The organism is Thalassospira sp. HJ, assembly GCF_000948415.1.
In the GTDB taxonomy this organism is placed as follows: domain Bacteria; phylum Pseudomonadota; class Alphaproteobacteria; order Rhodospirillales; family Thalassospiraceae; genus Thalassospira.
Genome location: NZ_JYII01000012.1, coordinates 718,819 through 745,289 on the forward strand (window position 1 = coordinate 718,819; position 26,471 = coordinate 745,289).

Sequence of the window (26,471 nt, forward strand, 5' to 3'; positions counted from 1 at the left end):
TTGAAAAGGGTGAAACGCTGTTGAATTGAATGCGAGTTGATCTTAATTGCATTGCAGATGCAAGTAAGTTGCAACGTCAGGGCACTTAACGCCCAAAGCAAATTCAACAGGGATCGTTCACATGGATATCAAAAAGCTCATTGGCGGGGCCGTGTTTGGCGCTACCGCAATCGCAGCGACAACCGCAACGGCACAGGAAGTTAATGTTTATTCCCTGCGTCAGGCGTTTCTGGTCGAGCCGCTGTTTGAGAAATTCACCGCCGAAACCGGCATCGACGTTAATGTGATCTTTGCCGAAAAAGGTCTGGTCGAACGGATCAAACAGGAAGGCGCAAACAGCCCGGCCGATATCCTGATGACGGTCGATATCAGCCGCATTCAGCAGGCGGTTGATGCTGGCGTGACTGACGCCGTTTCAAACGATACCCTGGCTTCCAACATCCCGGCGCATCTGCGCGACCCGGAAGGTCACTGGTTTGCCCTGACCCAGCGTGGTCGTGCGATTTATGCTTCCAAGGAGCGCGTGGCAGAAGGTGAAATCACCTCCTACGAAGATCTGGCCGATCCGAAATGGGAAGGCAAGGTTTGCACCCGTTCCGGCACGCACGTTTATAACGTTGCACTGTTCGCATCCATGATCGCGGTTCATGGCGAAGAAAAAGCCAAAGAGTGGCTTGAAGGTTTGAAGAACAACCTGGCGCGCAAGCCGCAGGGTAATGACCGTGGTCAGGTCAAGGCGATCAAGGAAGGTGAGTGCGATATCGCAATTGGCAACACCTATTACTTCGGCAAGATGATGGACAATGAAGAGCAGCGTCCGTGGGCAGAGTCGGTAAATATCGTCTTCCCGAACCAGGATGGTCGCGGCATGTCGATGAACATTTCGGGCATGAGCCTGATCAAGAGCGCGCCGAACAAGGACAATGCCGTCAAACTGATGGAATTCCTAGCAGGCGACGTTGCCCAGCAGATCTATGCTGAAGTGAACTACGAATACCCGGTCAAGCCGGGCGTTGAGTGGGCCGACAACGTAAAGTCGTGGGGCACGTTCAAAGCGGATGAATTGTCGCTGGCTGAAATTGCACGTCTCAGCCCGGATGCGATCAGGATGGTCGATGAGATCGGTTATAACGAATAGTCAAACCGACTGAGCTAGAATGTCTTTTTGAAAGGGGTGGTGCAATGCCACCCCTTTTTCTGTTTCCGAGGGTGGGCTGCATGTGCATCACCGTCGCGGTTTTGTGACCTGCCGTATGGCTCTTATGTGGTTTTCGTGCTTGCAAAAAAGCATGCTGGCCCTTTAATTTCGCCACCAGCAAATACAAATCATTCCTAATTGCTGCGCCACCCGCAGCTGATCCAGATGAGGCTTTTATGATTTCTCTGCGCAAAACCGTTTTTGGTCTTGTTGTTTCCGCGATGGGGCTTTCGACGCTATCCGCCGCCCATGCTGCAGAGGAAGTTAATGTCTACTCGCTCAGACAGCCGTTTCTGATCGAACCGATGTTCAAGCGCTTTACCGAGGAAACCGGTATTCGCGTCAATACGCTGTTCTCACAGAGTGGTCTGGTGGAGCGCATCAAGCATGAAGGGCGCAATACCCCGGCCGATCTGCTTCTGACCGTCGATATCGGACGTATCCAGGACGCGGTCGATGCCGATATCGCCCAGCCGATCGAAAGTCCTGTTCTGGACGCCAACATCCCCGATCAGTTCCGCGATGAGAACAAGCTTTGGGTGGGGATGACGACGCGTGCGCGCGTACTTTATACCTCGCTTGATCGCGTCGAACCCGATGCCATCACGACCTATGAGGAGCTCGCTGATCCGAAATGGAAGGGCCGCATTTGTGTGCGTTCGGCCATGCATGTTTATAACATTGCCCTGATCGCCTCGATGATTGCCCATCATGGGGAAGAAGAAACCAAAACCTGGCTGACCGCAGTCAAAGATAATCTCGCGCGCAAGCCGCAAGGGGCTGATACCGATCAGATCGAAGCTGTGGCACAGGGCGTCTGTGATGTCGCGATCGGCAATTCATATTACTATGGCAAGATGCTTGATGATCCGAATAAGGCCGATGCCGCCAAGCAGGTCCGCATCGTCTTTCCCAATCAGGGAGATCGCGGCACGCATGTGAATATTTCCGGTGTGGCGCTGATGAAGCATGCACCGAACAAGGAAAACGCCATCAAGCTGGTGGAATTCCTTTCGAGTGCCGAGGCCCAGCACATGTATGCCGATATTAATTTCGAATATCCGGTCAAACCTGGGGTTGCCTGGTCCGAACAGGTTCGGGCATGGGGAACCTTTGTGCATGACGACTTGCCGCTAAATACGGTTGCGGCCAATCGCGGGGCGGCGATCCGCCTGATTGATGAAGTCGGCTTTAACGAGTAGACCATACGCCCATCCCAAGGTATCAAGACCGGCCAACCCGCTCAGGGTGGCATGATCCGCGACGCAGGAAACGGAAACAGCCTTGAACAACGCTTGCCAGACGCCAAAGGAAGAGGATATCCGGCCCGCCGCCATGACGGAAACCTTTGATCCGATGCGTTCGCCATCCGGGCGCACGGCGATGCGTTGGTTGCCGCGTGGTCAATCGGCTGTCTGGCTGATCGGGGCGTTTATTGTTGCGGCGATGGTGGCAGCGCCAATTGTCGCCGTCGCATGGATTGCCTTTTTCCCGACCGAGAATATCTGGCCGCATCTGGCATCGACCATGTTGCCACGCTACCTCAAGAATACCGGTATTCTGATGCTGGGTGTCGGTATCGGGGTGACCTTGATCGGGGTTTCGTCGGCATGGGTTGTCACCATGTGTCGTCTTCCGGGCAAGCGGTTCTTTGAATGGGCGATGCTGCTGCCCATGGCGGTTCCGGCCTATATCGTGGCTTATGTTTATACCGATCTTTTGGAATATGCCGGTCCGCTACAGGGGATGCTGCGCGATATCTTTGGCTGGCAGTCGGCGGCAGACTACTGGTTCCCCGATATCCGCACCAAGGGCGGTGCGATCATTGTCCTTAGCCTGACGCTGTATCCTTATGTTTACATGCTGGCGCGCGCGGCGTTCCTGTCGCAGTCGATCTGCGCGATTGAAGCCGCCCGTATTCTGGGACGGAGTGCCTGGAGTTCGTTTTTGACGGTGGCCCTGCCACTGGCACGACCGGCCATTGTCGTCGGCGTCGTGATTGCGTTGATGGAAACGCTCAATGATTTCGGCACGATTGATTTCTTTGCTGTGCACACCCTGACGGCGGGCATTTTCAATGTCTGGCTCGGTATGGGCAATGCCGGTGGGGCGGCCCAGATTGCACTGACCATGCTGGCCGTGGTGATTGCGCTGATGGTGATCGAACGCTATTCGCGCCGCCGTCAGCGTTTCCATGATACCACCAGCCGTTTCCAGGAACTACCAGGTTATGAACTGACCCCGCTTGCCAAGGCCGGGGCGCTTGCGGTCTGTATCCTGCCGATTGTCTTGGGCTTTGTCGTGCCGTCACTGGTGCTGATCTATTATTCCATTGGCTATTTTGATCAAAGCTGGACGGCGGACTTCTTTGAGTTTGCCGGTAACAGCCTTCTGGTGTCGGGGCTTGCGACATTGGTCGCGGTCGGCTGTGCTATCTTTATGGCCTATGCACTGCGCTTATTCCCGCAACCGCTTTTGAAATTCTTTGTCCGCCTGTCATCGGTTGGTTATGCCGTGCCGGGTGCTGTGCTTGCCATCGGGGTTCTGATCCCGTTCGCGCGGTTCGATAACGCGCTGGATGCGCTCATGCGTGATACCTTTGGGGTGTCGACTGGCTTGCTTCTCAGTGGGACGGTGTTTGCACTGGTCTTTGCCTATGCGGTGCGTTTTATGGCGGTGTCCTATGGCTCGATCGAGGCTGCCCTTGGCAAGGTGCGCCCAAGCATGGATGACGCAGCCCGCACTCTTGGCGCAAGCCCGTGGGGAACGCTCAAGCGTATTCACTTCCCGATGGTGCGTGGTGGCATTCTGGCGGCCTCAGTTCTGGTGTTTGTTGATGGCATGAAGGAATTGCCAGCAACGCTGATATTGCGGCCGTTCAATTTTGATACGCTGGCCACCCATGTGTACCAGTTTGCCAAGGATGAAATGATCGAACATGCCGCCCTTGGCGCACTGACCATTGTGCTGGTCGGTGTCGTGCCCGTGATCATGCTCAGCCGTGCAATATCGAAATCCCGCCCGGGGCATAGCGGACAATCCTGATGCGCCATGTCTGCGATCACGTTATCCTGATTGCAGATTTGAAAACCAAAACAAGACCAAGGGCCGGCAGGAAACCATCCAGATGCAACTTATCAAACCGGGACTGACCAAACTTACCGACGCGCTCGATATTGCCTTTGCCGAGGTGCCGGTAATTGCGCCTACAGAAGACCGCCCGATCAGTGATTGTTATGGTGCGGTCTTGCGTCAGGACGTCGTGGCGAAGGTTTCTGTGCCCTCCGTCGATAACTCGGCCATGGATGGCTATGCTCTGCGTCATGCAGATCTTGCCGGGATTGATGGTCCGGTTTCGGTTGTAGGTGTTTCGCTGGCCGGGCATCCTTATGACGGAACATTGCCCAAGGGGGCTGCCATTCGTATTGCGACCGGGGCTGCGATCCCGGATGGGGCCGATTGCGTGATCATCCAGGAAAATGTCACGGCCAACGCCGATGAAAGCGTCATCGAAATTGCTGCAGACGTGATTGCGCGCACCAGCTTGCATCAGAATATCCGCTGGCAGGGAGAAGACATCAAGGCCGGTGATACGGTCCTGTCTGCTGGCGCGATCCTGCGCCCGCAGGATATCGCGATTGCCGCCGGGCAGGGCTGTGGCACCTTGTCGGTTGCCCGGGCGTTGAAGGTCGCTGTCTTTTCGACCGGTGATGAGCTGGCCATTCCCGGTGATCCTCTGCCGCCCGGCGGCATTTATGATTCCAACCGCTTTGCCATGATCGGGATGCTGCGCTCCATTGGATGTGACGTTACCGACCTTGGCTTGCTGGCCGATGATTTTGACGTGTTGCAAGGCGCATTGGCTGATGCCGCAAAGTCTCATGACGTTATCATGACGTCTGGCGGGGTTTCGGTCGGCAAGGCGGATCTTTTGAAGCCAGTGGTCGAAAGCCTTGGTGAAATCACCGCTTGGAAACTGGCAATCAAGCCGGGCAAGCCCTTGATGCGGGGCAAGATTGGTGATTGCCTGGTGGTTGGACTGCCGGGCAACCCGGTTTCAGTGCTGGTTTCCGGCTTGTTATATGTGATGCCTTTGTTGCGTCATGCCATGGGGGCGGATCGGTCCCGACTGGCACCCACCCGCATTCCGGTGCGGTCCGGGTTTGATTTCAAACGTATGACCGGTCGGCGTGAATGGCTGCGCGCGCGCCTTGTGCAAAATGATGATGGTGAATTCGAAGCAATCGCCTTTGCCTCAACCAGTTCGGGGATGTTGTCATCGATGGTCTGGGCCGAAGGTCTGATTGAAGTGCCCGAAGATTGCGGGCAGGTCTCCAAGGGTGATCAGGTGCTTTATCTGCCGCTGCACGGCCTGCAGTGAATTCATCTGAGATGTGATCCACATCATGGCAACCGATCAAGGATTGCCAGACTGTTGGATCGGCTCCAATCCGCGAAAGTGAATAGAATGACGATATTGGTGACGTTTTGTGGTGCTGCTGGTGGTGTGACGGGGTCTTGTTATTTCCTGCAGACCGATCACGGTAATTTTCTTGTCGATTGCGGCATGTTCCAGGGCAGCAAGACGGTTCGTGAACTGAACTATGGCAAGTTCCCGTTTGAAGCGGATCGGATTTCGGCTGTTTTGCTGACACATGCGCATATCGACCATACCGGCCTTGTGCCGAAACTGGTCAAGGCGGGGTTTGGCGGGCCGATTTACGCAACCGAACCAACCTGTGATCTTCTGACCTATATGCTGCCAGACTCTGGCTACATACAGGAAAGCGAGGTTGAGCGCCTTAACCGCCGCAATGCACGCCGTGGGCGCCCGGAAGTAACCCCGATCTATACCCGCGAAGATGCCGAGAACACGCTTTCGCAGCTTAAAACGGTTGAATATCACGAATGGTTGCCGGTGATTGAGGGCGTGCGTGCCCGTTTCTGGGATGCAGGCCATCTTCTGGGATCGGCATCGATCGAGGTTGAAATCGAAAATGGTGATGAAGACGGCAAGCTAACTCGGCTGCTATTTTCTGGCGACGTTGGAACAGGGGAGGCCGTATTTAACGAAGCCCCCGAAGCCCCAAAGGATATCGACTACCTGTTTGTCGAAACCACCTATGGCGACCGTACGCGTCCGGTGATCACGGATGAAGAACGTCGTGCGTTGCTGCGCGAGGAAGTGCGTGAAGCGCTTGGCAATGGTGGTAATCTGGTTATTCCGAGCTTTGCGGTTGCCAGAACACAGGAGCTGCTTGTCGATCTGGCCCATCTTTTCAATCGTGGTGAGCTGCCGCCGGCAAATGTCTTTGTCGATAGCCCGTTGGCGCAACGTGCAACCGATGTTTTTGCCAAACACCTAAAGCGCGGCGATGCGCAGGCCTTGTCACACCCGAAATTCCACATGGTTCCCGATGTACAGGCCAGTAAACAGCTTGCACAGGTCACAAGCGGCGCGATCATCATTTCGGCGAGTGGTATGTGCGACGCCGGGCGTATTCGATATCATCTGAAGAACAATCTGTGGCGATCGAATAGCACAGTGCTTCTGGTCGGCTTCCAGGCTGCCGGTTCGTTCGGCCGCGTTTTGCAGGGCGGTGCCAAACATGTTCGGATCCATGGCGATGAAATCGAAGTGCGCGCACGTATTCGCACACTCGATGTCTATTCCGGTCATGCTGATCAGGACATGCTGTTGCAATGGACAAAGAACCGCTTGCCGGTAACGCGCCGGATCTTCCTGACTCACGGCGAAGAGGGCGCGCGTGCTGCTTTCCGCGAAGTTCTGATGGCGCATGGAATTGCCGAAAAGCTGATATCCATGCCGATGCTTGATGACACGGTTACGCTTAAGAAGGGTGAAGCCAAACCGTCCATTCCCGAAGCGCGCCTTTCAGGTGAAGAGCTTTCGCGTGATGATTGGCACAATCTTTATGCCGGGACGGTCACGGCACTGTCCGAGAAGCTCCGGTCGCTGGAAACGGCAGAAGAAAGAAAAGAGATGCTCGAAAAAGTCTTGCGCGATATCGGGTCAGTATGAGAGCAATTATCCCGGAGCCGAAAGAAGGGCGTAAAACCCGCATTCACGGATTCAGTTGCCAAGAAGAGAGAACCTGTCACCCTGAAAACGGGTTGTGCAGGCCTGTGAGACCACTACGCAGACGGGCGGGTATATGTCAATCGTAGGGAATTCCGGTTATCGGGTTCTGATTTATAGCCATGATACTTTCGGGCTTGGGCATTTGCGCCGTTGCCGCACCATTGCGCATGCGCTGGTGTCACGCCGTGATGATGTTTCCGTTCTGATTTTGTCCGGCTCGCCGATCATTGGCAGTTTCGAGTTCCGCTCACGCGTTGACTTTGTCCGCATTCCGGGCGTGATCAAGCTGTCGAATGGTGAATACACCTCGCTCAATCTCAATATCGATGTCGACCAGATCTTGGCGATGCGGGAATCCATCATTCAGCACACGGCTGATGTCTTTAACCCGGACATCTTCATCGTCGATAAGGAACCGCTTGGTTTGCGGGGCGAAGTCGAGTCCACGCTTCAGATGCTCCGTCATCGCCGTACGCGCCTTGTGATGGGTTTGCGCGATGTGATGGATGACCCGGTCAATCTGCGTGAAGAATGGGATCGTAAACAATGCGTTCCGGCACTGGCTGAGCTTTATGATGAAATCTGGGTTTATGGTCTGAAGGACATCTGCAATCCGCTGGAAGGCATTGATTTGCCGCCGGGCGTTGAAGAAAAGATGTCCTATACCGGCTATCTGCCACGCACCGCGACGCGCCGTCCCGCACCCGAACACGGTGCGCTGGGGCTGGAGGAGCCATATTATCTGGTGACGACCGGTGGCGGTGGTGACGGGGTTAATCTGGTTGATTGGGTGATCAGTGCCTATGAAACCGATCCGGATATCCCGGTGCCGTCACTTGTGGTGTTGGGGCCGTTCATGAGCCCGAACCAGCAAAACGAATTCATGAAACGTGCGGAAAAGATCGACAAGCTTTCAGTCATCACCTTTGATGCCAATGTCGAGGTGCTGATGCACAAATCGGCTGGCGTCATTGGCATGGGCGGTTACAACACGTTTTGTGAAATCCTGTCATTTGACAAGCCTGCTGTCATTGTGCCGCGCACGGTGCCGCGTCTTGAGCAGTATGTACGTGCATCGGCTGCCGAAAAGCTTGGCCTGATCAAGATGCTGACCGAGGATGGTGGGCGTGATCCGCGCGAAATGGCCGATGCGCTTCGGGGGCTGATCCATCAGCCCAAACCGTCGCATGTGACCGTTCCGAACCTTATGGGCGGGCTTGATCGCGTTGGGGAGCTTGTGGATCGCTGGCTTCCGCCGCAAATGGCCGCAGAATAAATCATCGGGAACAAAGTTGATGGCACGCGATAATCTGGCAATCGTGGTAAAGGGATATCCGCGATTGTCGGAGACCTTTATAGCGCAGGAAATTCTTGGCATTCAGCAGGCAGGCATTCCGTATCGGATCGTCTCGCTGCGTCATCCGACTGACAAGAAACGCCATCCCATCAATGAACGCATCACGGGTGCGGTCGATTATTTACCCGAATATGCCTATCAGGAACCGATGCGGGTTTTACGCGGCTGGCTTAAGGCCCGCAAAATGCCGGGATATCGCCGTGCGGTGAATATCTGGTGGCAGGATTATCGTCGCGATCGCACCGCCAATCGTGCCCGGCGCTTTGCCCAGGCAATGGTGATGGCAGCCGAACTGCCCGAAGATATCACACGCATTTACGCCCACTTCCTGCATACGCCGGCATCCGTGGCACGCTATTGCGCGATTATGCGCGGTTTGCCCTGGTCCTGTTCTGCGCACGCCAAGGATATCTATACCAGCCAGGACTGGGATATGCGCGAGAAACTGCGTGATATGGACTGGCTGGTGACCTGCACGAAGGCCAATGTCGACTATCTGCGCAACCTTGCCGAAGACCCGACCAAGGTTAATCTGCTCTATCACGGTCTTGATTTCTCCCGCTTCCCGGAAGAATTGCCTAAACGCCCCGTTCGGGACGGCAGTGACCTGGAAAACCCGGTCATGATCCTGTCGGTCGGCCGTCTGGTGGGCAAGAAGGGCTATGATGATCTCCTGCGCGCCTTGGCGAAATTGCCCGACGGCCTTTATTGGCGGTTCACCCATATCGGGGGCGGTGATGGTGACAAATACCAGAAACTTGCGACCGAACTGGGCATTGCGGATCGCTGTGATTGGCAGGGACCGCGTGATCAGAAGGAAGTAATCGCCGCCTGTCAGTCGTCTGATCTGTTCGTGCTGGCCAGCCGCATTGAAAAGGACGGTGATCGCGATGGGCTGCCAAACGTCCTGATGGAAGCTCAGCTTTGTGGACTTGCTGCAGTCTCGACCGCGATTTCCGCCATCCCAGAGCTGATCGAGGATGGGGTGAATGGCAAGCTTGTTCCGGAACGTGATCCGGATGCACTTGCAACCGCACTGAGCGATATGATTGTCGATCCCAAGATTCGCGAAGCAATGGGGCGCAACGGCAATGAAATCGTTCGACGTGATTTCTCGTTCTATAGCGGGATGAAAGATCTGGCCGAGCGCTTTGGCGTTGCAGAGCCGAGCAGCGAAATTGCGGAAAGCCTTGTAAAACAACCCGCGGCAGAGTAGGAGGCACACATTTGCAGGTTGCCTTTTACGCCCCGTTAAAACCGATTGATCATCCCGTGCCATCCGGGGATCGATTGATTGCCCGTATGCTGTGTGAGGCACTTCAAACGGCAGGCATGAAAGTCGATATCGCGGCCCGCCTTCGCAGTCGGGATGCCGAGGGCAATATTTTGAAACAGGCACGCTTGGCGGAGCTCGGCACCAAACTGGCGGCAAGGCTGATTCGTCAGTATCAGTCGGGTGTTCGACCCAAGCCCGATGTCTGGTTCACCTACCATCTTTATTACAAGGCACCTGACTGGATCGGGCCGATTGTCGCTGATGCGCTTGGTATTCCCTATGTCGTGGCCGAAGCATCCTTTGCACCCAAGCGTGCTGGTGGCCCATGGGCCCCAAGTCATGCGGCAGTCGAAACTGCGCTCAGGCAGGCGGATGCCGTCTTTTCGCTTAACCGTGTTGATATGGAATGCCTGGCGCAAGTCTGCCCCAAAGATCGTCTGCATTTCCTACCGCCCTTTACCCGCGTTTCGGACTGGAGTGTTACGCAACGCCCGGGCATAGACCCGGGCTGCGTGCGGTTGGTGACAACCGCGATGATGCGTGATGGGGACAAGCTTAAGTCATATGGGGTTCTGGCAAAGGCACTTGCGCAGTTACAGCGTGACGGCGTGGATAATTGGCACCTGACCGTGATTGGGGATGGCCCCGCACGCCAAAAGGTCGAGGACCTGTTTGATGAACAGGAACTTGGTGAAAGCGCAGTCTCGCTCGTCGGGCTGAAAACACCCGAACAAACCACAGATATCCTTGCCAAATCCGACATGTTCGTTTGGCCTGCAATCAATGAAGCATTCGGCATGGCCTTGCTTGAGGCGCAATCGGCGGGATTGCCCGTTCTGGCCGGCGATGCAGGTGGCGTTTCGGGCATTGTGTCACCAAGCGTCACCGGATGGTTGGTTCCAGTCGGTGATGTCGGGGCATTTACCAACCGTTTGGGCGAGTGTGTTACGGCAGATATTGCGATGTTGCGCAGGATGGGACAGGCCGGCGCATCAAAAGCTGCACAGCACCACACGGTGGAGGCTGCAGCTAGTCTGTTATCCGCTACCATCCATAAAGTTGTAAATGCTTACGGCGGGCAGGGGGCGGTATGAAGCAGATCCGTTTTGCATTGCTGCGCCATGGTGTCACGACGTGGAATAGGGAAAAACGTATTCAGGGACGAACCGACATTTCGATAACACCGGAAACGGCGGCTTGGTATCGTCAGCATCGTTTGCCGACTGCTTGGCGTGATGTGCCGTGGATGGCGTCACCCTTGTCGCGTACGCGTGAGACAGCGGATGCCTTGGGGATTGCGCCCATCGGTTCCGAGCCCGCCTTCATCGAGATGGACTGGGGCGCGTGGGAAGGCGCAACGCTGCCAGACCTTCGCGCAAGCTTGGGCGACAGACTTCAGGAAAACGAAGACCGTGGGTGGGACTTCCGCCCGGAAGGTGGCGAAAGCCCGCGCGATGTCCTTGGGCGTGTTGAGTGCTTTCTGAAAGGCTGTGATCTGCCACAGTTTGGTGCAGTCACGCACAAGGGCGTGACACGGGCTGTTTACGCGGCCGCACGCGGATGGGACATGATGGGAAAAATTCCCGATAAGCTCGATTGGCATTGTTTGCAGGTGTTTAACTGGTCGGATGATGCCGGGTTATCGATTGAGGCCCTGAATGCTCCACTCGTTGACGCGCAGGAGATTTCTGGATGAGCGACGTCATGGTCTATGTGCAGCACCTGCTTGGCATTGGTCACGTACGCCGGATGGCGCTGATCAATCAGGCGCTTCGTGACCGGGGTATCAGTGTCACGGTCGCAAGCGGTGGTGTTCCCGATGACAGCCTTGATTTTGCGGCCAGCAACGTTATTCAGCTTTCCCCGTGCAAGACAGCCGATACCGGCTTTTCCGGTCTCGTTGATCCGGATGGCAATGCCCTTGGTGATGATTGGAAACAGGCACGCAAAACGCAACTGCTGAAGGCGTTTAGGGAAACCTCACCAAAGCTGCTGTTGATTGAAATGTTCCCGTTTGGGCGTCGGGCTTTTCGATTTGAATTGATCCCGCTTTTTTACGCAGCGAAAGAAGCCGGCGTACCCGTCATTTGTTCTGTCAGAGACCTTTTGGTGCGCAAAAAGGACATCCATAAGACGGAATGGATGCGTGATACAGCGCGTGAATATCTCGATGCTGTTCTGGTGCATGGCGACCCGCAGCTGTTCGGGTTTGATCGCAGTTTTGAGTTCACGGATGATATATCGGACCTGATCACCTATACGGGCTATGTCGCGCCGACGATTGACGAGGCGCTTTTAGGGCGGGTGGATGCGCATCGTCATGGTGTTCTGGTGTCCGCCGGTGGCGGTGCTGTCGGGGCGGAACTGATCAGGCTTGCGATCGCGGCCCGCCTGTTCTCGCAAAAATACAATGATGCGACCTGGGATATTGTTACCGGGCCACATTTCCCGTCCGATCAGTTTGAGGAGCTGCGCAGCCAGTTTCCGGATGGCGTGGTGTTGCATCGGTTTTTGTCTGATTTTCGAGAAAGAATGGCCGGTGCAGCTGTGTCGGTTTCACAAGCTGGATATAACACCCTGATGGATGTGTTGGCGACGCGGACGCCAGCAGTCATGGTGCCCTTTGCAGAAGGCGGGGAAAGTGAGCAAACTGAACGTGCAGAAGTCCTTTCAAAAGAAGGGGTTATTTCCCTGCTTGATCTTGATGGCCTGTCTGCGCAATCATTAGCAAAACAAATAGATAACGCCAGACAGCCAAGCGGGATTAAAATCGCGCTGGACGGGGCGGAAAAAACTGCGTCAATCATCGCAGATAAGATCAAAGGGAATTCATGAGCAGCTGGGATCAATTACGCGCAGAGCTTGATCTGTGGCAGTCCGAGGGACGGACCGCTACGGCATGGTGGCGTGATGATGACGCTGTTTCTGTCACGCCAGCACTTGAGACACTTCTGGCGTTTGAGCAGGACTACAAGGTGCCGCTCGCCCTTGCTGTTATTCCCGCCACCTTGCAGGACGATCTTGTCGAACGTCTGGTCGAGACATTGGACACCCGTGTGCTTCAACATGGTTGGTCGCATCAGAACCATATGCCGGAAGGCCGCAAGAAGCAGGAACTTGATGACGTTCGGGATCTGGGCGATGTTGTTGCCGATTTGCGCAACGGATTTTCTGTTTTACAATCACGGTTCGGCAATCGCTTCCTGCCGGTTCTGGTGCCGCCATGGAACAGGGTCGCCGAGGATGTTGTTGCCGCCCTGCATTCGCTTGGTTTTTGCGGGATCAGCACATTTAACGCGCGCAAGGCCGCGGAGCCCTATAAGGGAATCATGCAGGTCAACACCCATGTCGATGTCATCGATTGGCGTGGCACACGCGGCTTCGTTGGTGAAGACGCAGCCCTTGGCGCGATGATTGAGCACCTTGCTGCAAGACGAACAGGGCAGGTGGATGCGGATGAGCCGACCGGCATTCTGACCCATCATCTTGTCCATGAAGGCGCCACCACGAAGTTCCTTGATAACCTGTTTTCTATGGACCATTCAGCTTTGCGCTGGTTGAGAATACCCGGAGTATTTCCATGGCAGTAAATCGCAGAAGACGCCGTGAGCCGTCGCAGGTAGCACCCGAACCGGTGACGCCTATGGATGCCGCCCCCGAGCAGGTCGCCAGCGTGCCGAGCACCATAGACCCTGTCAAACCGGCCGGGGTTGGCGACAGCCAGGTTCAGACAATGGGTTACCCGTCGAAACTGATGGCGCCGGATTTGGCAAAGTCTATTGTCGGGTTGCTGATTTGCGGTGTTATTGCCCTGATCCCCGAGATGCTTGAGATCATCCAGTGGACATCGGCCGGGTTGGCATTGTTGTTCGTGTTCTATTTCGCGCGCACGATCATCCGGTTCCAGTCAAAGATCTATGTCTCGGAATACGGTATTCGTCTTTCAAGCATGCGCGGTGGAACCGCTTTTGCCTGGCCGGAACTTTCCAAATTCCGTTTGCGTTACTTCAGTACCAAGCGCGACGGCAACAAGGGATGGTTCGAACTGACGCTGCAGGCAGGTGAAGCAAAAATTGTCGCAGAATCAACACTGGACGGATTTGACGATCTCCTTGAAATTTCTCGCGATTGGGCGAAAGATAACCAGCTGCTGGTTGATGACGTCACAAGAACAAATCTGATGCGGATGGATGAGGCCGACACACTGGTCAAGGCAGCAGCATCCGAACGGCTCGGGGGTGGGACGCGCTAGAGATGACCGATATTCTGCGTATCAAGGATCTGAAGGTTGAGTTCGTGCTGCCGCATATGCGCGTCAAGGCAGTCGAGAATGTAAGCTTTCGCATCGGTGCGCAGGAAACCGTCGCCTTGGTTGGTGAGTCTGGATCGGGCAAAAGCACGATCTCGCAGGCGATTATGGGGCTTCTGCCCAAGGTAGCCCAGGTAACCAGCGGTTCGATCATTTTTGCTGATCCCAAGAAGCCGGGTACTCGTGTTGATATCGCCATGCTGGACCGGTCAGGTTCAGATATACGTGCGATCCGCGGTGGCCGGATTTCAATGATTTTTCAGGAACCGATGAGTTCCCTGTCGCCGCTTCATACCATTGGTGATCAGATTTGTGAGGCTGTGCAGCTTCATCGCAAGGTCGGCGCGGCAGAGGCCCGTGAGCTTGCCGTTGAAATGCTCACACTGGTTGGCTTCCCGCAGCCCAAAAGATCACTGAAAACCTATCCGTTCGAACTTTCCGGCGGGTTGCGCCAGCGCGCGATGATCGCAATGGCGATGGTTTGCCGACCGGCTCTGTTGATTGCCGATGAACCAACGACCGCCCTGGATGTCACGATCCAGGCGCAAATCCTGCGTCTGATCAAGGAAGTGCAGTCGGAACTGCAAATGTCGGTTCTGTTGATTACCCATGACCTTGGTGTGGTTGCCAATATGGCGGACCGGATGGTGGTGATTTATGACGGCCGCGTTGTTGAATCTGGTAAGACCGAGGATGTTTTTATCAATCCCGGGCATGCTTACACACGCTCGCTTCTGGCGGCAGTACCGCACTTTGACATGGGACCGGATGAACGGCTGCGTCCGCTGCGTGAAATCAAACCAAAAACAGGCAGTTTGCTTGCCAGTGCCGGCGATACGCCGGCAGAACGCGAAACGCCTGAACGTCCGGCGTCTCTGGCGCTGCATCCGGCAATGGCCAGCGAACCGGTTCTTGCTGTTCGCCATCTCAGCAAAAGCTTCACCACGCGCAAGGGCAACTGGCTGAAATCCGAAGAAAGTTTGATACCGGCTGTTTCCGATGTTTCCCTGACGGTTAATCGCGGGGAATGCGTCGGGTTGGTGGGCGAGAGTGGCTGTGGCAAGACAACGCTTTCCAAGCTGATCATGCGCGCCATGAACCCGGATGAAGGATCCATCATGTTCCGCGGGGAAAGCGGCCAGATGGCGGAATTGACCGGTCTTGATGAAGATCAGCTAAATCCGTACCGAAAACGGATACAATTTGTTTTTCAGGACCCGTTCGGGTCGCTTAATCCCCGGATGACGGTTCAGGATATCATTACCGAACCGATGCTTATTCACGGTGTCGGGGACAGTGTCTATCGCCAGAAAATGGTGCTGGAACTGATGGATTTGGTCGGGCTCGATCCACGTTTCCTGAATCGCTATCCGCACAGTTTTTCGGGCGGGCAGCGTCAGCGTATCGGCATCGCGCGTGCGCTTGGTCTGAAGCCGGATTTGTTGATTTTTGATGAGCCGACATCTGCACTAGATGTGTCGGTTCAAGCGCAAATACTTAATCTTTTGAAAGATTTGCAGCGTGACCTTAATTTGACGTATCTGTTCATTTCGCACAATCTGGCAGTCGTTGATTACGTTGCAGACCGGATTGCAGTGATGTGCGCCGGGCGCATCGTGGAATCAGCGCCACGCGAGTTGCTGTTTAAGAACCCGGTGCATCCTTATACGCAGGCGTTGCTGCATGCTGTGCCGTTTGCGGATTTGGACCACCTGCTTGATTTCGACAATATCGTTGAAGGCAAGGCATCTGATCCGACCCGATGGCCCGCGCCCTTCACGATCAACCGGACCAGTGCACCAAAAATGATGCAGGTCGCAGAAGATCATTTTGTTCGTGCCGAACGAGCCGACTTTACGGAGATCGCCATATGATCAGTGTTTCGAAGCCGTCGATATCCAGACTTCATCGCACCATGAATGGTCTGGTGGTAGCAGCTGGCGTTTTGGGGGCAGGTGTCCTTGCCTCGGCTGCGCATGCGGAAATTCCGTATTTCGAAGACGCCGTCGCAAGTGGTTCGCTGCCCGCGATGAATGATCGACTGCCGGAACACCCCCACGTCATCGACTTTGGCGCCGAGGGCAAGGAAATTGGTAAATATGGTGGTGAGTTCGTCACCATCATGGGCCGTTCCAAAGATATCCGTATGGCGGTCGTTTATGGCTATGCCCGTCTGGTCGGCTATGATCAGGACCTGAACCTCAAGGCTGATATCCTTGAGGCGCTTGATGTAAGTGAAGAAGGCAACGCCTTTACCCTGCACATTCGCAAGGGCCACAAATGGTCTGATGGTGAGCCGTTTACCGCCGAGGATTTCCGTTATTACTGGGAAGACATCGTCAACAATGATGAATTGTTCCCGGTCGGTCCGCCGCGTTTCCTGTTTGTCGGGGATGAGCCGGCCACCTTTGAAATTCTGGATGAATATACGGTTCGCTATAGCTGGTCGCAGCCAAACCCGTTCTTCCTGACAGAACTGGCAGGAACGCGCCCGCCATTTATCTATCGCCCGGCACATTATCTTAAGCAGTTCCATGAGAATTATCGCGATCCGGGCGAACTTGAAGCCATCGTCGAGGAACGTGGACTTCGCAGCTGGGCGGTTTTGCATACCGATATGGACCGGCCCTACAAGTTGTCCAATATCAATCGACCGTCGCTTGAGCCGTGGCTGATCACGACCGAAGAGCCATCTGATCGCTTCGTGTTCGTGCGCAACCCGTATTATCACCGCGTCGATCCGGAAGGAAACCAGCTTCCCTATATCGACCGAATGATTTTCAACATCTCGAACGCCAAACTTGTGCCGGCCAAAGTCGGCGCGGGCGAAGTCGATCTGCAAAGCCGCATTCTGTCGCTTAAGGACTATACCTTCCTGAAACAGTCCGAAGCCAAGCAGAATTATGATGTCCGTTTGTGGGATGTTGGTGCGGGTTCCTATGCAGCCCTTTATCCCAACCTGACCTGCAGTGATCCGGTCTGGCGTACTGTTCTGCGTGATGTGCGTTTTCGTCGCGCTCTGTCACTTGCGATCAACCGGACGGAGATCAATCGCGTGATGTTCTTTGGTCTGGCCAAGCCGACCAACAACACGGTTCTGCCGAAGAGCCCGCTGTTCAAACCGGAATATCGTGACAGCTACACCGATTTCGACGTCAAGGCGGCCAATACGCTGCTTGATAAAATGGGGCTGGATGAACGTAATGGTGAAGGCATTCGTCTGTTGCCGGACGGTCGCCCGATGGAAATCATTGTCGAGACATCCGGCGAAAATCCGGAACATGACGATATGTTGGAGCTGATTGGTGATAGCTGGCGTCAGGTCGGCATCAAGATGTTCGTCAAGGGTTTGCAGCGTGAAGTGATGCGCAGCCGCGCCTATAGCGGTGAAACCATCATGTCGATCTTTAACGGCGTTGATAATGGTCTTGCGACGGTCAACACCGTCCCGTCGGAGTTTGTCCCGGCACAGCAGGACAGCCTGCAATGGCCGAAATGGGGCCAGTATTATCAGACCGATGGCGAAGCTGGAGAAGCACCGGATATGCCCGCTGCCCAGGAACTGATGGAACAGTACCAGAAATGGCAAACCAGCAACGAAGCCGGTCAGAAAGAAGCCTGGCAGGCCATTCTCGATATCAATTCGGAAAACATGTTTTCGATCGGTCTGATCGGTAACGTGCCGCAGCCGGTTGTTGTCGACAAGGATTTGCGCAACGTTCCGGAAAAAGGCATCCATAGCTGGGAGCCGGGTGCCTTCTTCGGGATTTATCGACCTGATACCTTCTGGTGGGACAGATAATCTTTTAAACCAAAAACGTGTCGTTTCTTCGCTGTTGAGGGAATGGCTTGAAACGACCTCGGGGGAGCGACAGCGCCGATGCTGACCTATCTGGCAAGACGGGTTTTTTTGATGATACCGACACTGTTCCTGATCAGTGTGCTGGTATTCGTGATCATTCAGCTTCCCCCTGGCGACTTTCTGACCACCTACCTGAACGAGCTTCAGGCACAGGGCGAGGCCGTTGATCCGGCCAAGATCGAATTCCTCAAACGGCAATACGGGCTGGATCAGCCGATCTATATCCAATACGCCGAATGGGCGTGGGGCCTTTTGCAGGGCGATCTTGGGTTTTCGTTTGAATATAACCTGCCGGTTACAGACGTGGTTGGCGATCGTCTGTGGCTGTCGCTGGTGCTGAATTTCAGCACGGTCATCTTTATTTATGTCGTAAGCTTCCCGATCGGGATTTACTCCGCCACCCGGCAATATAGCTGGGGGGATTATGGCTTTACCTTGCTCGGCTTCCTTGGCCTTGCCATGCCGAACTTCCTGTTTGCGCTGATCCTTCTTTATTACGCAAACGTGGTGTTTGGGACATCGATTGGTGGCCTGATGGATCCGGAATATATCAACCAGGGCTGGTCGTTTGCCAAAATGATGTCGGTTGTCGAACATCTTTGGGCGCCGGTTGTTGTGATCGGCACGTCGGGTACGGCATCCATGATCCGGCGCCTGCGCGCCAACCTGCTTGATGAGTTGGGCAAGCAATATGTCGTGACAGCGCACGCCAAGGGACTGTCACCGACCAAGGTCCTGTTCAAATATCCGCTGCGGATGGCACTGAACCCGTTTATTGCCGATATCGGTAATATCCTGCCGCAAGTCGTGTCTGGATCGGTTCTTGTGTCCGTGGTCATGTCTTTGCCGACAACTGGTCCGATGCTACTTACAGCGCTGCAAAGTCAGGATATGTATCTTGCCGGTTCGTTCCTGATGTTCCTGGCACTTCTGACTGTGGTCGGGATGTTCGTTTCCGATGTGTTGTTGGCGTGGCTTGATCCCCGTATCCGTCTTCAGGGAGGGGTCGGCAAATGAGCAAGGAAACCGAAAAGCGTAACGAGCATTTCGTTGATTCCGCCCCGTTCAATCCGTGGGATCGCGAAGAACTGACGCCAGAACAGGAAAAGTATTTCCTTGCCTCGCAATGGCAGTTGATGTGGTGGCGTTTGAAACGTCACCGGCTGGCATATTTCTCGCTGATCATTCTGGCAGTCATGTATGCGTCGGTGTTTATCGTCGAATTCATTGCCCCCTATGCGCAGGAAACGCGAAGCTCCGAATACATTCACCATCCGCCGCAGGGCATTCATCTTTTTCATGATGGCGAGTTTGTCGGGCCGTTTACCTATGGCACCGAATTCTCGGTCGATATGGAAACGCTTAAGCCGACCTATACGGTCAATCCGGATCGGATCGAACCCCTGCAGTTCTTCTGTTCGGGTGATGAGTATGAATTCTGGGGCATGGTCGATATGGACTTCCATTTCGTCTGCCCATCCGAGAATGGCACGCTGTTTGTGTTTGGTACCGACCGTCTGGGGCGTGACATGTTGTCGCGTATGATCTACGGCGCGCGCGTATCATTGACCATCGGTCTTGTCGGTATTTCGGTCAGCTTCCTTTTGGGAATCCTGATTGGTGGTGCGGCCGGTTATTACGGTGGCTGGGTGGATGCAACCGCCCAGCGGACGATTGAAGTTATTCGTTCCTTGCCGGAAATTCCGCTTTGGATGGCGCTTTCGGCGGCCTTGCCGGTGACCTGGAGCCCCATCCTGATCTATTTCGGGATTACGATCATTCTGGGCCTGATCGACTGGACCGGGCTTGCCCGTGCGGTGCGATCAAAGCTGCTTGCGCTGCGTGAAGAGGATTACGCACTGGCCGCCCGATTAATGGGCGCCAAACCCAAACGCATTATCGGGCGTCATCTTCTTCCAAACTTCGCAAGTCATCTGATTGCTTCGGTGACGCTTTCCATCCCCAACATGATCTTGGGTGAAACAGCGCTGAGTTTCCTTGGGCTAGGCCTGCGCGCACCTGTGACAAGTTGGGGCGTCTTGCTGAACGAGGCACAGAACATCAATGCGGTCGCGGTGTATCCATGGCTGATGTTGCCAGTGGTGCCGGTGGTGATTGTGGTTCTGGCCTTTAATTTCCTTGGCGATGGGCTGCGGGATGCAGCCGACCCCTACAAGAACTGAGCGGATTATGTCGTCTAAGGCCCCTAGGATTGAGACCGAACGCCTGATACTGCGCAGGATGTCGTTTGACGACTGGCCGGATTACGCGTCCATGCTTGCGTCAAAGCGCTCAGCACACATGGGCGGCCCATATGATGCTGAGGGTGCATGGGCTATGTTTTGTCGCGATGCTGCTCAATGGGATTTGTTCGGCGTTGGTGCGCTGATGATGGATGAGAAATCGACCGGTCATTGCGTTGGTCAAGTGGGCATCAATTTTGGGCCGCCGTTCCCTGAATATGAATTAGGTTGGCTTGTGTATCCGGATGCAGAAGGCAAGGGATATGCGTTTGAGGCAGCAACGGCCTTGAGTGATTGGGCGTTTAACGGGCGCGGCTTGCCAACGCTTGTCAGTTACATCGCACCAGAAAATGATCGTTCTATTACTGTGGCGGAACGCCTTGGTGCCGTTTTGGACCAGACCGCGCAGCGGCCTGATCCGAATGACCTTGTTTTCAGGCATGCACGCCCAAAATAAGGATTACTTTTTGCGCAACCACAGACTGGTCTCATGTGCTCCGTCGGGCAGGTGAATGCCATTGGCAATTGATTGATCAACTTCATCGCGCATGCGGGTCGTCGCATAGGCGCTTGACCACATGATTTCAAAGCCGCCGCCTGCGAGCAGGGCAGCAACACCTTGTTGTTCGTTATATCCGCGCCATTGCCAGATTTCCGGATAGTCGTCGGGCAAGCTGATATCGTGGATATGAATGATCGAACCGCTTGGCAGGGTCGGGATCACCGATGAAAACAGCAAATCAACATCAGTACCCGGCATCAGGATGTGGCTGGAATCGATCGACAGGAAATCGGCACCGGTCATGGTTTTGAAAACTGATGGATCGGCCTTTTGCACAATGCTGCGTTCAATCGTGATTGGCAGTTTTGCGATGTCGGCACGCGGAGCCGGATCAATCGCATGGAACGCTGTTTCAAGTTCGCCATCCTTGATTGCGCGGTAATAAAACCGTGTTGAATGGCCTGATCCGATTTCAATGATCCGGTCCGGGCGAAATTCCCGGGTAAAGACATAGGCCATCATGCCATCAAGGCGCGGAAACCAGCTTTGTTGCCAACGTGGTTCGGGCGGGGTGGCATTGCCGAAACTGGCAAAAGCTTCGTGATATTGTGCGGCCTTGGTCAGCCACGCCTTCATGGTCGGGGCGGCCGTATCCATCATGGTCTCAATCGCCGGATAGGTGGGGCGCCCGACGGCCTTTGCGGTTTCGCTGGCATAGCGGTAAGGAATGAAATAGCCGGCAGGCTCGCTGCCAAACAGGGTTTTCAAACCAAGTTTCCAACGGCGCATTCTGCGAGAGAACGGCATGGAGGTCATATTAAAGGCCCCTTTGAGTTCAAGTTTGCGGTCGGTCGTTTGTTGCCGATGTTATTATTCAGTCGCAAAAAGTCTGATCCTCTCCACGCCAGGTCCGGGTTAGCCAGATCGCAAAACAGAACGCAATCGCCGAAAACGCAGCCATCAGGTAATAGACCTGAGATCCGAACCGATCGTAAAGCGGTCCCGATACCCAAATACTGCTGCCCAGGAAGACACCCATCGACAAGGTCGCCATCAGACTTTGCGCCGATGTAGCCAGCTGTTGCGGTATGGCGCGGGCGATGAAACTGACGGCGGCCAAATGCGTAATCCCGAATGTCATGGCGTGAAGGGGCTGAACAAGGATAATCAACCATAGATTGTCGCTTGTTCCCAGAACAATCCATCGTAAAACCCCGCATCCGGTGCCAAGCGCAAACAGAATTCCGGGATGACGGCCACGTACAAACCGCCCGGCCACGGCAAACAGAACGATTTCCGCAATCACACCGATCGACCAGAAAACGCCGATCAACTCATGCGAAAATCCGACTGTTTCCCAATGGACGGAAGCAAAGGCGTAATAGGTGCCGTGCGCCCCTTGAGCAAAGCCGATGCAGGCGAGATAGATCAGGAAAACCGGTTTGCGCAGCAGATAGATTAGAGATGACCCGGAACGCAGCGGACGGTCTGTCTGTGGATCAGGCATGCGGGTTGTGATGGCAAAATTCACAATCCCGGCAACAAACAGCATCCAGACGATCCATTCTGTGGATGTGCCGTCCAAAACCCAACCCGCGCCATAAGACGCCAGAATGAAGGCAAGCGACCCCCAAAGTCGCACCCGCCCGTAATCAAGTTCACGCGCCTTGCATTCATGGATCGTGATGGTGGTGCCAAGTGGCAGAAGTGGCGAGAATGTAAAGCCTATGACCACGGAAAGGCCTGCTAGCCACCAGAAGTCACTTGAAAGCGGAAAGGCCAGAATCGACACCACATAGATCCCGGCAAGCCACATCATCGGTGTCTTGCGGTTACCGGTGCGATCCGCGCGCTGGGCAATCAATGGATCGGCAAACACGCGCACCCAGTTGGGCAGCGACAGCAGGATGCCGATTTCGGCTGCAGATAACCCTTGTGATTTCAGCCATACCGGCCAGTAGGGCAGAAATACGCCCTGGATCAAGAACAGCCCGGAAAAGAACAGCGCGAGTATCGTCGCCGTTTTCATACGGTCGGGGTCTCTGTCGGGTGTTGGTGCTGATGACGCGGCGGCGCTTGGTGTTTTCATGCTGTGATTTGCCGCCGTTTGAGGCCGCGAATAATGAACCGCGCCGGATGAATGGCATGCATCAGCGCTTTTTCCAAAGGAAGGGGCATATCGCAAATCTCACTGGCAAGAATCTCGGCGGCAAGTGGGGCGCCAATCAGTCCGCGCGCCCCAAAGCCGGTACAGATATACACGTCTTTGTGGTAGGGCGCATCGACATATCTGGCACCTTTTTTACCCTTGTCGATATCGCTGTAGGACGCAAGGTAGGCACCAAAATCCGGTGCTGGACCGATCAGTGGCAAATGATCTGCTGTTGTCGTGCGTAATGATGCACGGCCATCAAGCATATCGGTTGTGAGCTTTTCCGCGATCTCTGGCAGGACTTTGCCGAGCTGGGCGATGTTAAATGCGTGATCGTCCGGGCGCAGATCGGTTTCGGCATCATCACGACCGAACGTCGCACCAACGACAAGCATGCCATCACGTGCCGGTGTGACATAGCCCTTGTGGCTGAGGACGCATTTGATCGCGCCGTCCTCTGACACATCGGATACGACGTCCTCGGGTATAAAGCTGATCTGCCCGCGAACCGGGTTGAGGTGATCTTCAAGCCATCGGGTCTGATCAAGCAACCGGGTTTCAAATGCACCTGCGATGATGACCGCATCAAACGGGCCGTATTCCGAGCCGTTCTGGTCGGTCAGGTATTTGCCCTGATCAGCGTCATTGATGCTTGTGATCGTTGTCGACAGGTGCACATCAATGCCATCAGCAAGACTGCGCACAACCGATGGCGGGTTGACCCATCCGGCAGAGGGATAGAAGACGCCACCATGAGGCAAGGGCAGACCAAACCGTTCTGACGCCTGATCCGCGTCAAGCGCCTCGACAAGGTCGGGTTTGTCACCAAGGCGCGCGATCAGGCCATCAAGCCGTTCGCGTTTGCGTGCACTGGTCGCAAGATCAATCACGCCGCAGAAGTCGGCATCGACCCGTCCCTGATCAGAAAGCTTTTTGATCATACGATGGCTGAAGCGATAACCGGCCTCATAAAACCGTCCCATGATCGCGTCATCGACGGTCAGATAGGGTTCCAGCATCCCGATCGGATTGCCCGAGGCGGCATTGGCGAGTTGATCGGATTTTTCAAAAAGTGTGATGGCACAGCCACGGGCCCTCAGGGCGTTGGCACAGGCCGCACCGGCAAGGCCGCCGCCAATGATGGCGACTGACTTTGCGCTTTGGGTGCGGGGAAGGTTGAACCAAGGATCATCGGCAATCTCGAACGTATCCGGTAGGCCGGTGGCATCTTCGGGCGCAGAAAAACTGGCTGTGATCATGTCCCGCTTATAGCCAAATCCCTTGCGTTTGCTGACCTTAAAATCGGCACTTTCCAATCCGTCACGGGCAATGCGGGCGGCGGTAAAAGTCGCAAGGGTGGCGCCATCAGGGTTGGATGCGCTTGCAAGGGCAGCAAACAGGTCGGGATGCCACATGTCGGGATTGCGCGATGGGGCAAATCCATCAAGGAACCAGCAATCGATCTTGCCATCATATCCCGACCAGCATTCAATCGCGTCCCCGATCAAAAGGGTGAGGCTGATCGCGCCGTCTGCCAGCGAAAAGCGATGCACGCCTGGTAACATGGTTTCATGTGGCCAGATATGGGCAAGCTGTTCAGAGTATTGCGATAGTTCCGGCCAGCTTTGATGTGCGCGGATCATGTCATCGCGGGCGAGCGGGTATTTCTCGACCGAAACGAAATGCAGACGTTTGGAGCGATTGGCATCAGCATCCCAGCATTGCCAGGCTGCAAGGAAGTTCAGCCCAGTGCCAAAGCCGGTTTCGCCAATCACGAAGTTTTCGCGGGCCTGCCAGGCGTTTGGTAAGTTGTTGCCTTCGACAAACACATAACGCGTTTCGGCCAACCCGTCGTTGGGATTGAAATAGATGTCTCCAAAATGTGGGGAGTAAGGCACGTCGCCATCGCGCCAGGTTATTTCGCCAGCAGGCCTTGGTTCATCACCTTCTGGTGTCTTGGTGACATCCGTGGCTGTCATGCAGACAGGACCTCGTCATCCTGTTCGGGGACAAGCGCCAAAGCCTCGCGCACGACTTCGGTGCCTGCACCTTTGCGATGGGCATTTTCACTCAGGTAACGACGCCATTGTTTGGCGCCCCGCATCTGTTGGAACAGGCCCAGCATATGGCGGGTGACATGACCAATGGTGCCGTGTTCCTCTTTCAGGTGCTCTTCGATATAGGGCAGCATGGCCTCTACCACCTGATGGCGGGTTTTCGTCTTGGCATCATCACCATAAAAACGTCGGTCGACATCGGCGAGGATATAAGGGTTCTGATAGGCTTCACGCCCGATCATGACGCCGTCGACATGTTTCAGGTGTTCTTCCGTCTCATCGAGCGTCTTGATGCCGCCATTGATCAGGATTTCCAGTTCCGGGAATTCTTGTTTCAGCTGATAGACCAGCTCGTATTTCAGCGGCGGGACTTCACGATTTTCCTTGGGCGACAGGCCCTTCAGCCAGGCCTTGCGGGCATGAACGATAAAAGTTTTGCACCCGGCCTCGGCCACCGTTTCGGTAAAGCGTTTAAGCGACGGGTAATCTTCCTGATCATCGATGCCGATGCGGTTCTTGACCGTGACTGGTGCATCACTGGCCGAAATCATCGATTTGACGCACGTCGCAACAATGTCGGGTGTCGCCATCAGGCAGGCGCCAAATGCGCCGTTCTGCACGCGATCAGACGGGCAACCGCAATTCAGATTGATTTCATCATAGGCGTATTGATTGGCGATCTCGCACGCACGCGCCAAATCATCGGGATCACTGCCGCCAAGCTGAAGTGCAACCGGATGCTCGGCATCGTTATAGCGCAGATGCCGGTCAACCCCGCCATGCAGGATGGCGCCGGTTGTGACCATTTCGGTATAAAGCAACGTATGACGACTGATCTGCCGCAGAAAATAGCGATCATGCCGATCCGTCCAATCCATCATCGGGGCGACGGAAATACACCGATTAACAGTCATTTGCCTACCGTTTTTCATCAAAGCGGGGTGAAGAGGGTTGCTGTATTCCAAGCGCGGTCTTTATATAGGTTCCGGGATTTAGGGTCAAAACCGATTGCGTGATGCATGGCTGCATCCCGAAGATATTAAAGCACAGGATTTGATATGGTTACGATTTACGGCATCAAGAACTGCGACACTGTCCGCAAAACCCTGAAATGGTTTGACGCCAAGGGCATTGAAAACAAGCTCCATGATTTCCGGGTCGACGGGATTGATGCCAAAACCATCGAAGGTTGGCTTGATGAGGTCGGCGGCAAGGTTCTGATCAACAAGCGCGGGCCGAGCTATCGGAACCTGAGCGACGAGGACAAGGCGACGCTGGAAAAAGGTGGCGCTGATGCGGCAGCAGTCCTTGCCGCCAACCCGACCGTGATCAAGCGTCCGGTGGTTGATTTCGGATCGACCCGTACGGTTGCCTATGACGAAGCGCGCTGGACCGAACTGGCTGCTTGATAA

General features: G+C 54.9%; 22 protein-coding genes. 18 read left to right on the forward strand and 4 right to left on the reverse strand.

Annotated features, from left to right (window positions below):
* Window positions 1-121 precede the first annotated feature (121 nt).
* The 17 genes from UF64_RS12230 (at window position 122) to UF64_RS12310 (ending at window position 20,805) form a co-directional block, all read left to right on the forward strand.
* Window positions 122-1,138: a Fe(3+) ABC transporter substrate-binding protein gene (locus UF64_RS12230; RefSeq protein WP_044828792.1), complete on the forward strand. Its 1,017-nt coding sequence runs from the start codon at window positions 122-124 to the stop codon at window positions 1,136-1,138.
* Window positions 1,139-1,374: 236 nt separating this feature from the next.
* Window positions 1,375-2,400, forward strand: coding sequence for a Fe(3+) ABC transporter substrate-binding protein (locus tag UF64_RS12235; protein WP_082049734.1), 1,026 nt, complete (start codon window positions 1,375-1,377; stop codon window positions 2,398-2,400).
* Window positions 2,401-2,533: 133 nt separating this feature from the next.
* Window positions 2,534-4,243, forward strand: coding sequence for an iron ABC transporter permease (locus UF64_RS12240; protein WP_044828793.1), 1,710 nt, complete (start codon window positions 2,534-2,536; stop codon window positions 4,241-4,243).
* An 82-nt stretch (window positions 4,244-4,325) separates the two neighbouring features.
* Window positions 4,326-5,579: a gephyrin-like molybdotransferase Glp gene (glp, locus tag UF64_RS12245; RefSeq protein WP_044828794.1), complete on the forward strand. Its 1,254-nt coding sequence runs from the start codon at window positions 4,326-4,328 to the stop codon at window positions 5,577-5,579.
* A gap of 87 nt (window positions 5,580-5,666) precedes the next feature.
* Window positions 5,667-7,241: an MBL fold metallo-hydrolase gene (locus UF64_RS12250; RefSeq protein ID WP_044828795.1), complete on the forward strand. Its 1,575-nt coding sequence runs from the start codon at window positions 5,667-5,669 to the stop codon at window positions 7,239-7,241.
* 133 nt (window positions 7,242-7,374) lie between these two features.
* Window positions 7,375-8,577 (forward strand): glycosyltransferase family protein, encoded by a 1,203-nt coding sequence (locus UF64_RS12255; RefSeq protein WP_044828796.1) that lies wholly within the window; start codon window positions 7,375-7,377, stop codon window positions 8,575-8,577.
* Window positions 8,578-8,596: 19 nt separating this feature from the next.
* Window positions 8,597-9,874, forward strand: a complete 1,278-nt coding sequence (locus UF64_RS12260; RefSeq protein ID WP_044828797.1) for a glycosyltransferase family 4 protein — start codon at window positions 8,597-8,599, stop codon at window positions 9,872-9,874.
* 11 nt (window positions 9,875-9,885) lie between these two features.
* Window positions 9,886-11,028 (forward strand): glycosyltransferase family 4 protein, encoded by a 1,143-nt coding sequence (locus tag UF64_RS12265; RefSeq protein WP_044828798.1) that lies wholly within the window; start codon window positions 9,886-9,888, stop codon window positions 11,026-11,028.
* The gene (locus UF64_RS12270; RefSeq protein WP_044828799.1) at window positions 11,025-11,630 is read left to right on the forward strand and encodes a histidine phosphatase family protein; all 606 of its coding nucleotides are present in this window, start codon (window positions 11,025-11,027) and stop codon (window positions 11,628-11,630) included. Before UF64_RS12265 ends, UF64_RS12270 begins: the two co-directional genes overlap by 4 nt.
* The gene (locus tag UF64_RS12275) at window positions 11,627-12,769 is read left to right on the forward strand and encodes a glycosyltransferase family protein (RefSeq protein ID WP_044828800.1); all 1,143 of its coding nucleotides are present in this window, start codon (window positions 11,627-11,629) and stop codon (window positions 12,767-12,769) included. The genes UF64_RS12270 and UF64_RS12275 overlap by 4 nt, the downstream gene beginning before the upstream one ends.
* Window positions 12,766-13,524, forward strand: coding sequence for a polysaccharide deacetylase family protein (locus tag UF64_RS12280; RefSeq protein ID WP_044828801.1), 759 nt, complete (start codon window positions 12,766-12,768; stop codon window positions 13,522-13,524). The genes UF64_RS12275 and UF64_RS12280 overlap by 4 nt, the downstream gene beginning before the upstream one ends.
* On the forward strand, window positions 13,515-14,186 hold the full coding sequence (locus tag UF64_RS12285; protein ID WP_044828802.1) for a hypothetical protein: 672 nt from the start codon (window positions 13,515-13,517) through the stop codon (window positions 14,184-14,186). The genes UF64_RS12280 and UF64_RS12285 overlap by 10 nt, the downstream gene beginning before the upstream one ends.
* A gap of 2 nt (window positions 14,187-14,188) precedes the next feature.
* The gene (locus UF64_RS12290; RefSeq protein WP_044828803.1) at window positions 14,189-16,117 is read left to right on the forward strand and encodes an ABC transporter ATP-binding protein; all 1,929 of its coding nucleotides are present in this window, start codon (window positions 14,189-14,191) and stop codon (window positions 16,115-16,117) included.
* Entirely contained in the window at window positions 16,114-18,045 is a 1,932-nt protein-coding gene (locus tag UF64_RS12295; RefSeq protein ID WP_082049736.1) for an ABC transporter substrate-binding protein, read from the forward strand. Before UF64_RS12290 ends, UF64_RS12295 begins: the two co-directional genes overlap by 4 nt.
* Before the next feature lie 78 nt (window positions 18,046-18,123).
* Window positions 18,124-19,122, forward strand: a complete 999-nt coding sequence (locus UF64_RS12300) for an ABC transporter permease (protein WP_044828804.1) — start codon at window positions 18,124-18,126, stop codon at window positions 19,120-19,122.
* Window positions 19,119-20,288: an ABC transporter permease gene (locus UF64_RS12305; protein WP_044828805.1), complete on the forward strand. Its 1,170-nt coding sequence runs from the start codon at window positions 19,119-19,121 to the stop codon at window positions 20,286-20,288. Before UF64_RS12300 ends, UF64_RS12305 begins: the two co-directional genes overlap by 4 nt.
* A 7-nt stretch (window positions 20,289-20,295) precedes the next feature.
* Window positions 20,296-20,805 carry a GNAT family N-acetyltransferase gene (locus UF64_RS12310; RefSeq protein WP_044828806.1) on the forward strand — a complete coding sequence of 170 codons (510 nt, stop codon included), beginning with the start codon at window positions 20,296-20,298 and terminating at the stop codon, window positions 20,803-20,805.
* Between the two features lie 3 nt (window positions 20,806-20,808).
* Here the strand turns inward: UF64_RS12310 and UF64_RS12315 are convergent, their stop codons facing one another.
* The 4 genes from UF64_RS12315 to dusA are packed head-to-tail and all read right to left on the reverse strand — an operon-like array spanning window position 20,809 to window position 25,973.
* Window positions 20,809-21,666, reverse strand: coding sequence for a class I SAM-dependent methyltransferase (locus tag UF64_RS12315; RefSeq protein ID WP_044828807.1), 858 nt, complete (start codon window positions 21,664-21,666; stop codon window positions 20,809-20,811).
* Window positions 21,667-21,724: 58 nt separating this feature from the next.
* Window positions 21,725-22,939, reverse strand: a complete 1,215-nt coding sequence (locus tag UF64_RS12320) for a 3-phenylpropionate MFS transporter (protein ID WP_044828808.1) — start codon at window positions 22,937-22,939, stop codon at window positions 21,725-21,727.
* Window positions 22,936-24,981, reverse strand: a complete 2,046-nt coding sequence (gene mnmC, locus UF64_RS12325; protein ID WP_044828809.1) for a bifunctional tRNA (5-methylaminomethyl-2-thiouridine)(34)-methyltransferase MnmD/FAD-dependent 5-carboxymethylaminomethyl-2-thiouridine(34) oxidoreductase MnmC — start codon at window positions 24,979-24,981, stop codon at window positions 22,936-22,938. The genes UF64_RS12320 and mnmC overlap by 4 nt, the downstream gene beginning before the upstream one ends.
* Window positions 24,978-25,973, reverse strand: coding sequence for a tRNA dihydrouridine(20/20a) synthase DusA (gene dusA / locus UF64_RS12330; RefSeq protein ID WP_044828810.1), 996 nt, complete (start codon window positions 25,971-25,973; stop codon window positions 24,978-24,980). The genes mnmC and dusA overlap by 4 nt, the downstream gene beginning before the upstream one ends.
* 144 nt (window positions 25,974-26,117) lie before the next feature.
* Here dusA and UF64_RS12335 point away from each other — a divergent pair, with 144 nt between their 5' ends.
* Window positions 26,118-26,468 carry an ArsC/Spx/MgsR family protein gene (locus UF64_RS12335; protein WP_044828811.1) on the forward strand — a complete coding sequence of 117 codons (351 nt, stop codon included), beginning with the start codon at window positions 26,118-26,120 and terminating at the stop codon, window positions 26,466-26,468.
* Window positions 26,469-26,471: the final 3 nt, after the last annotated feature.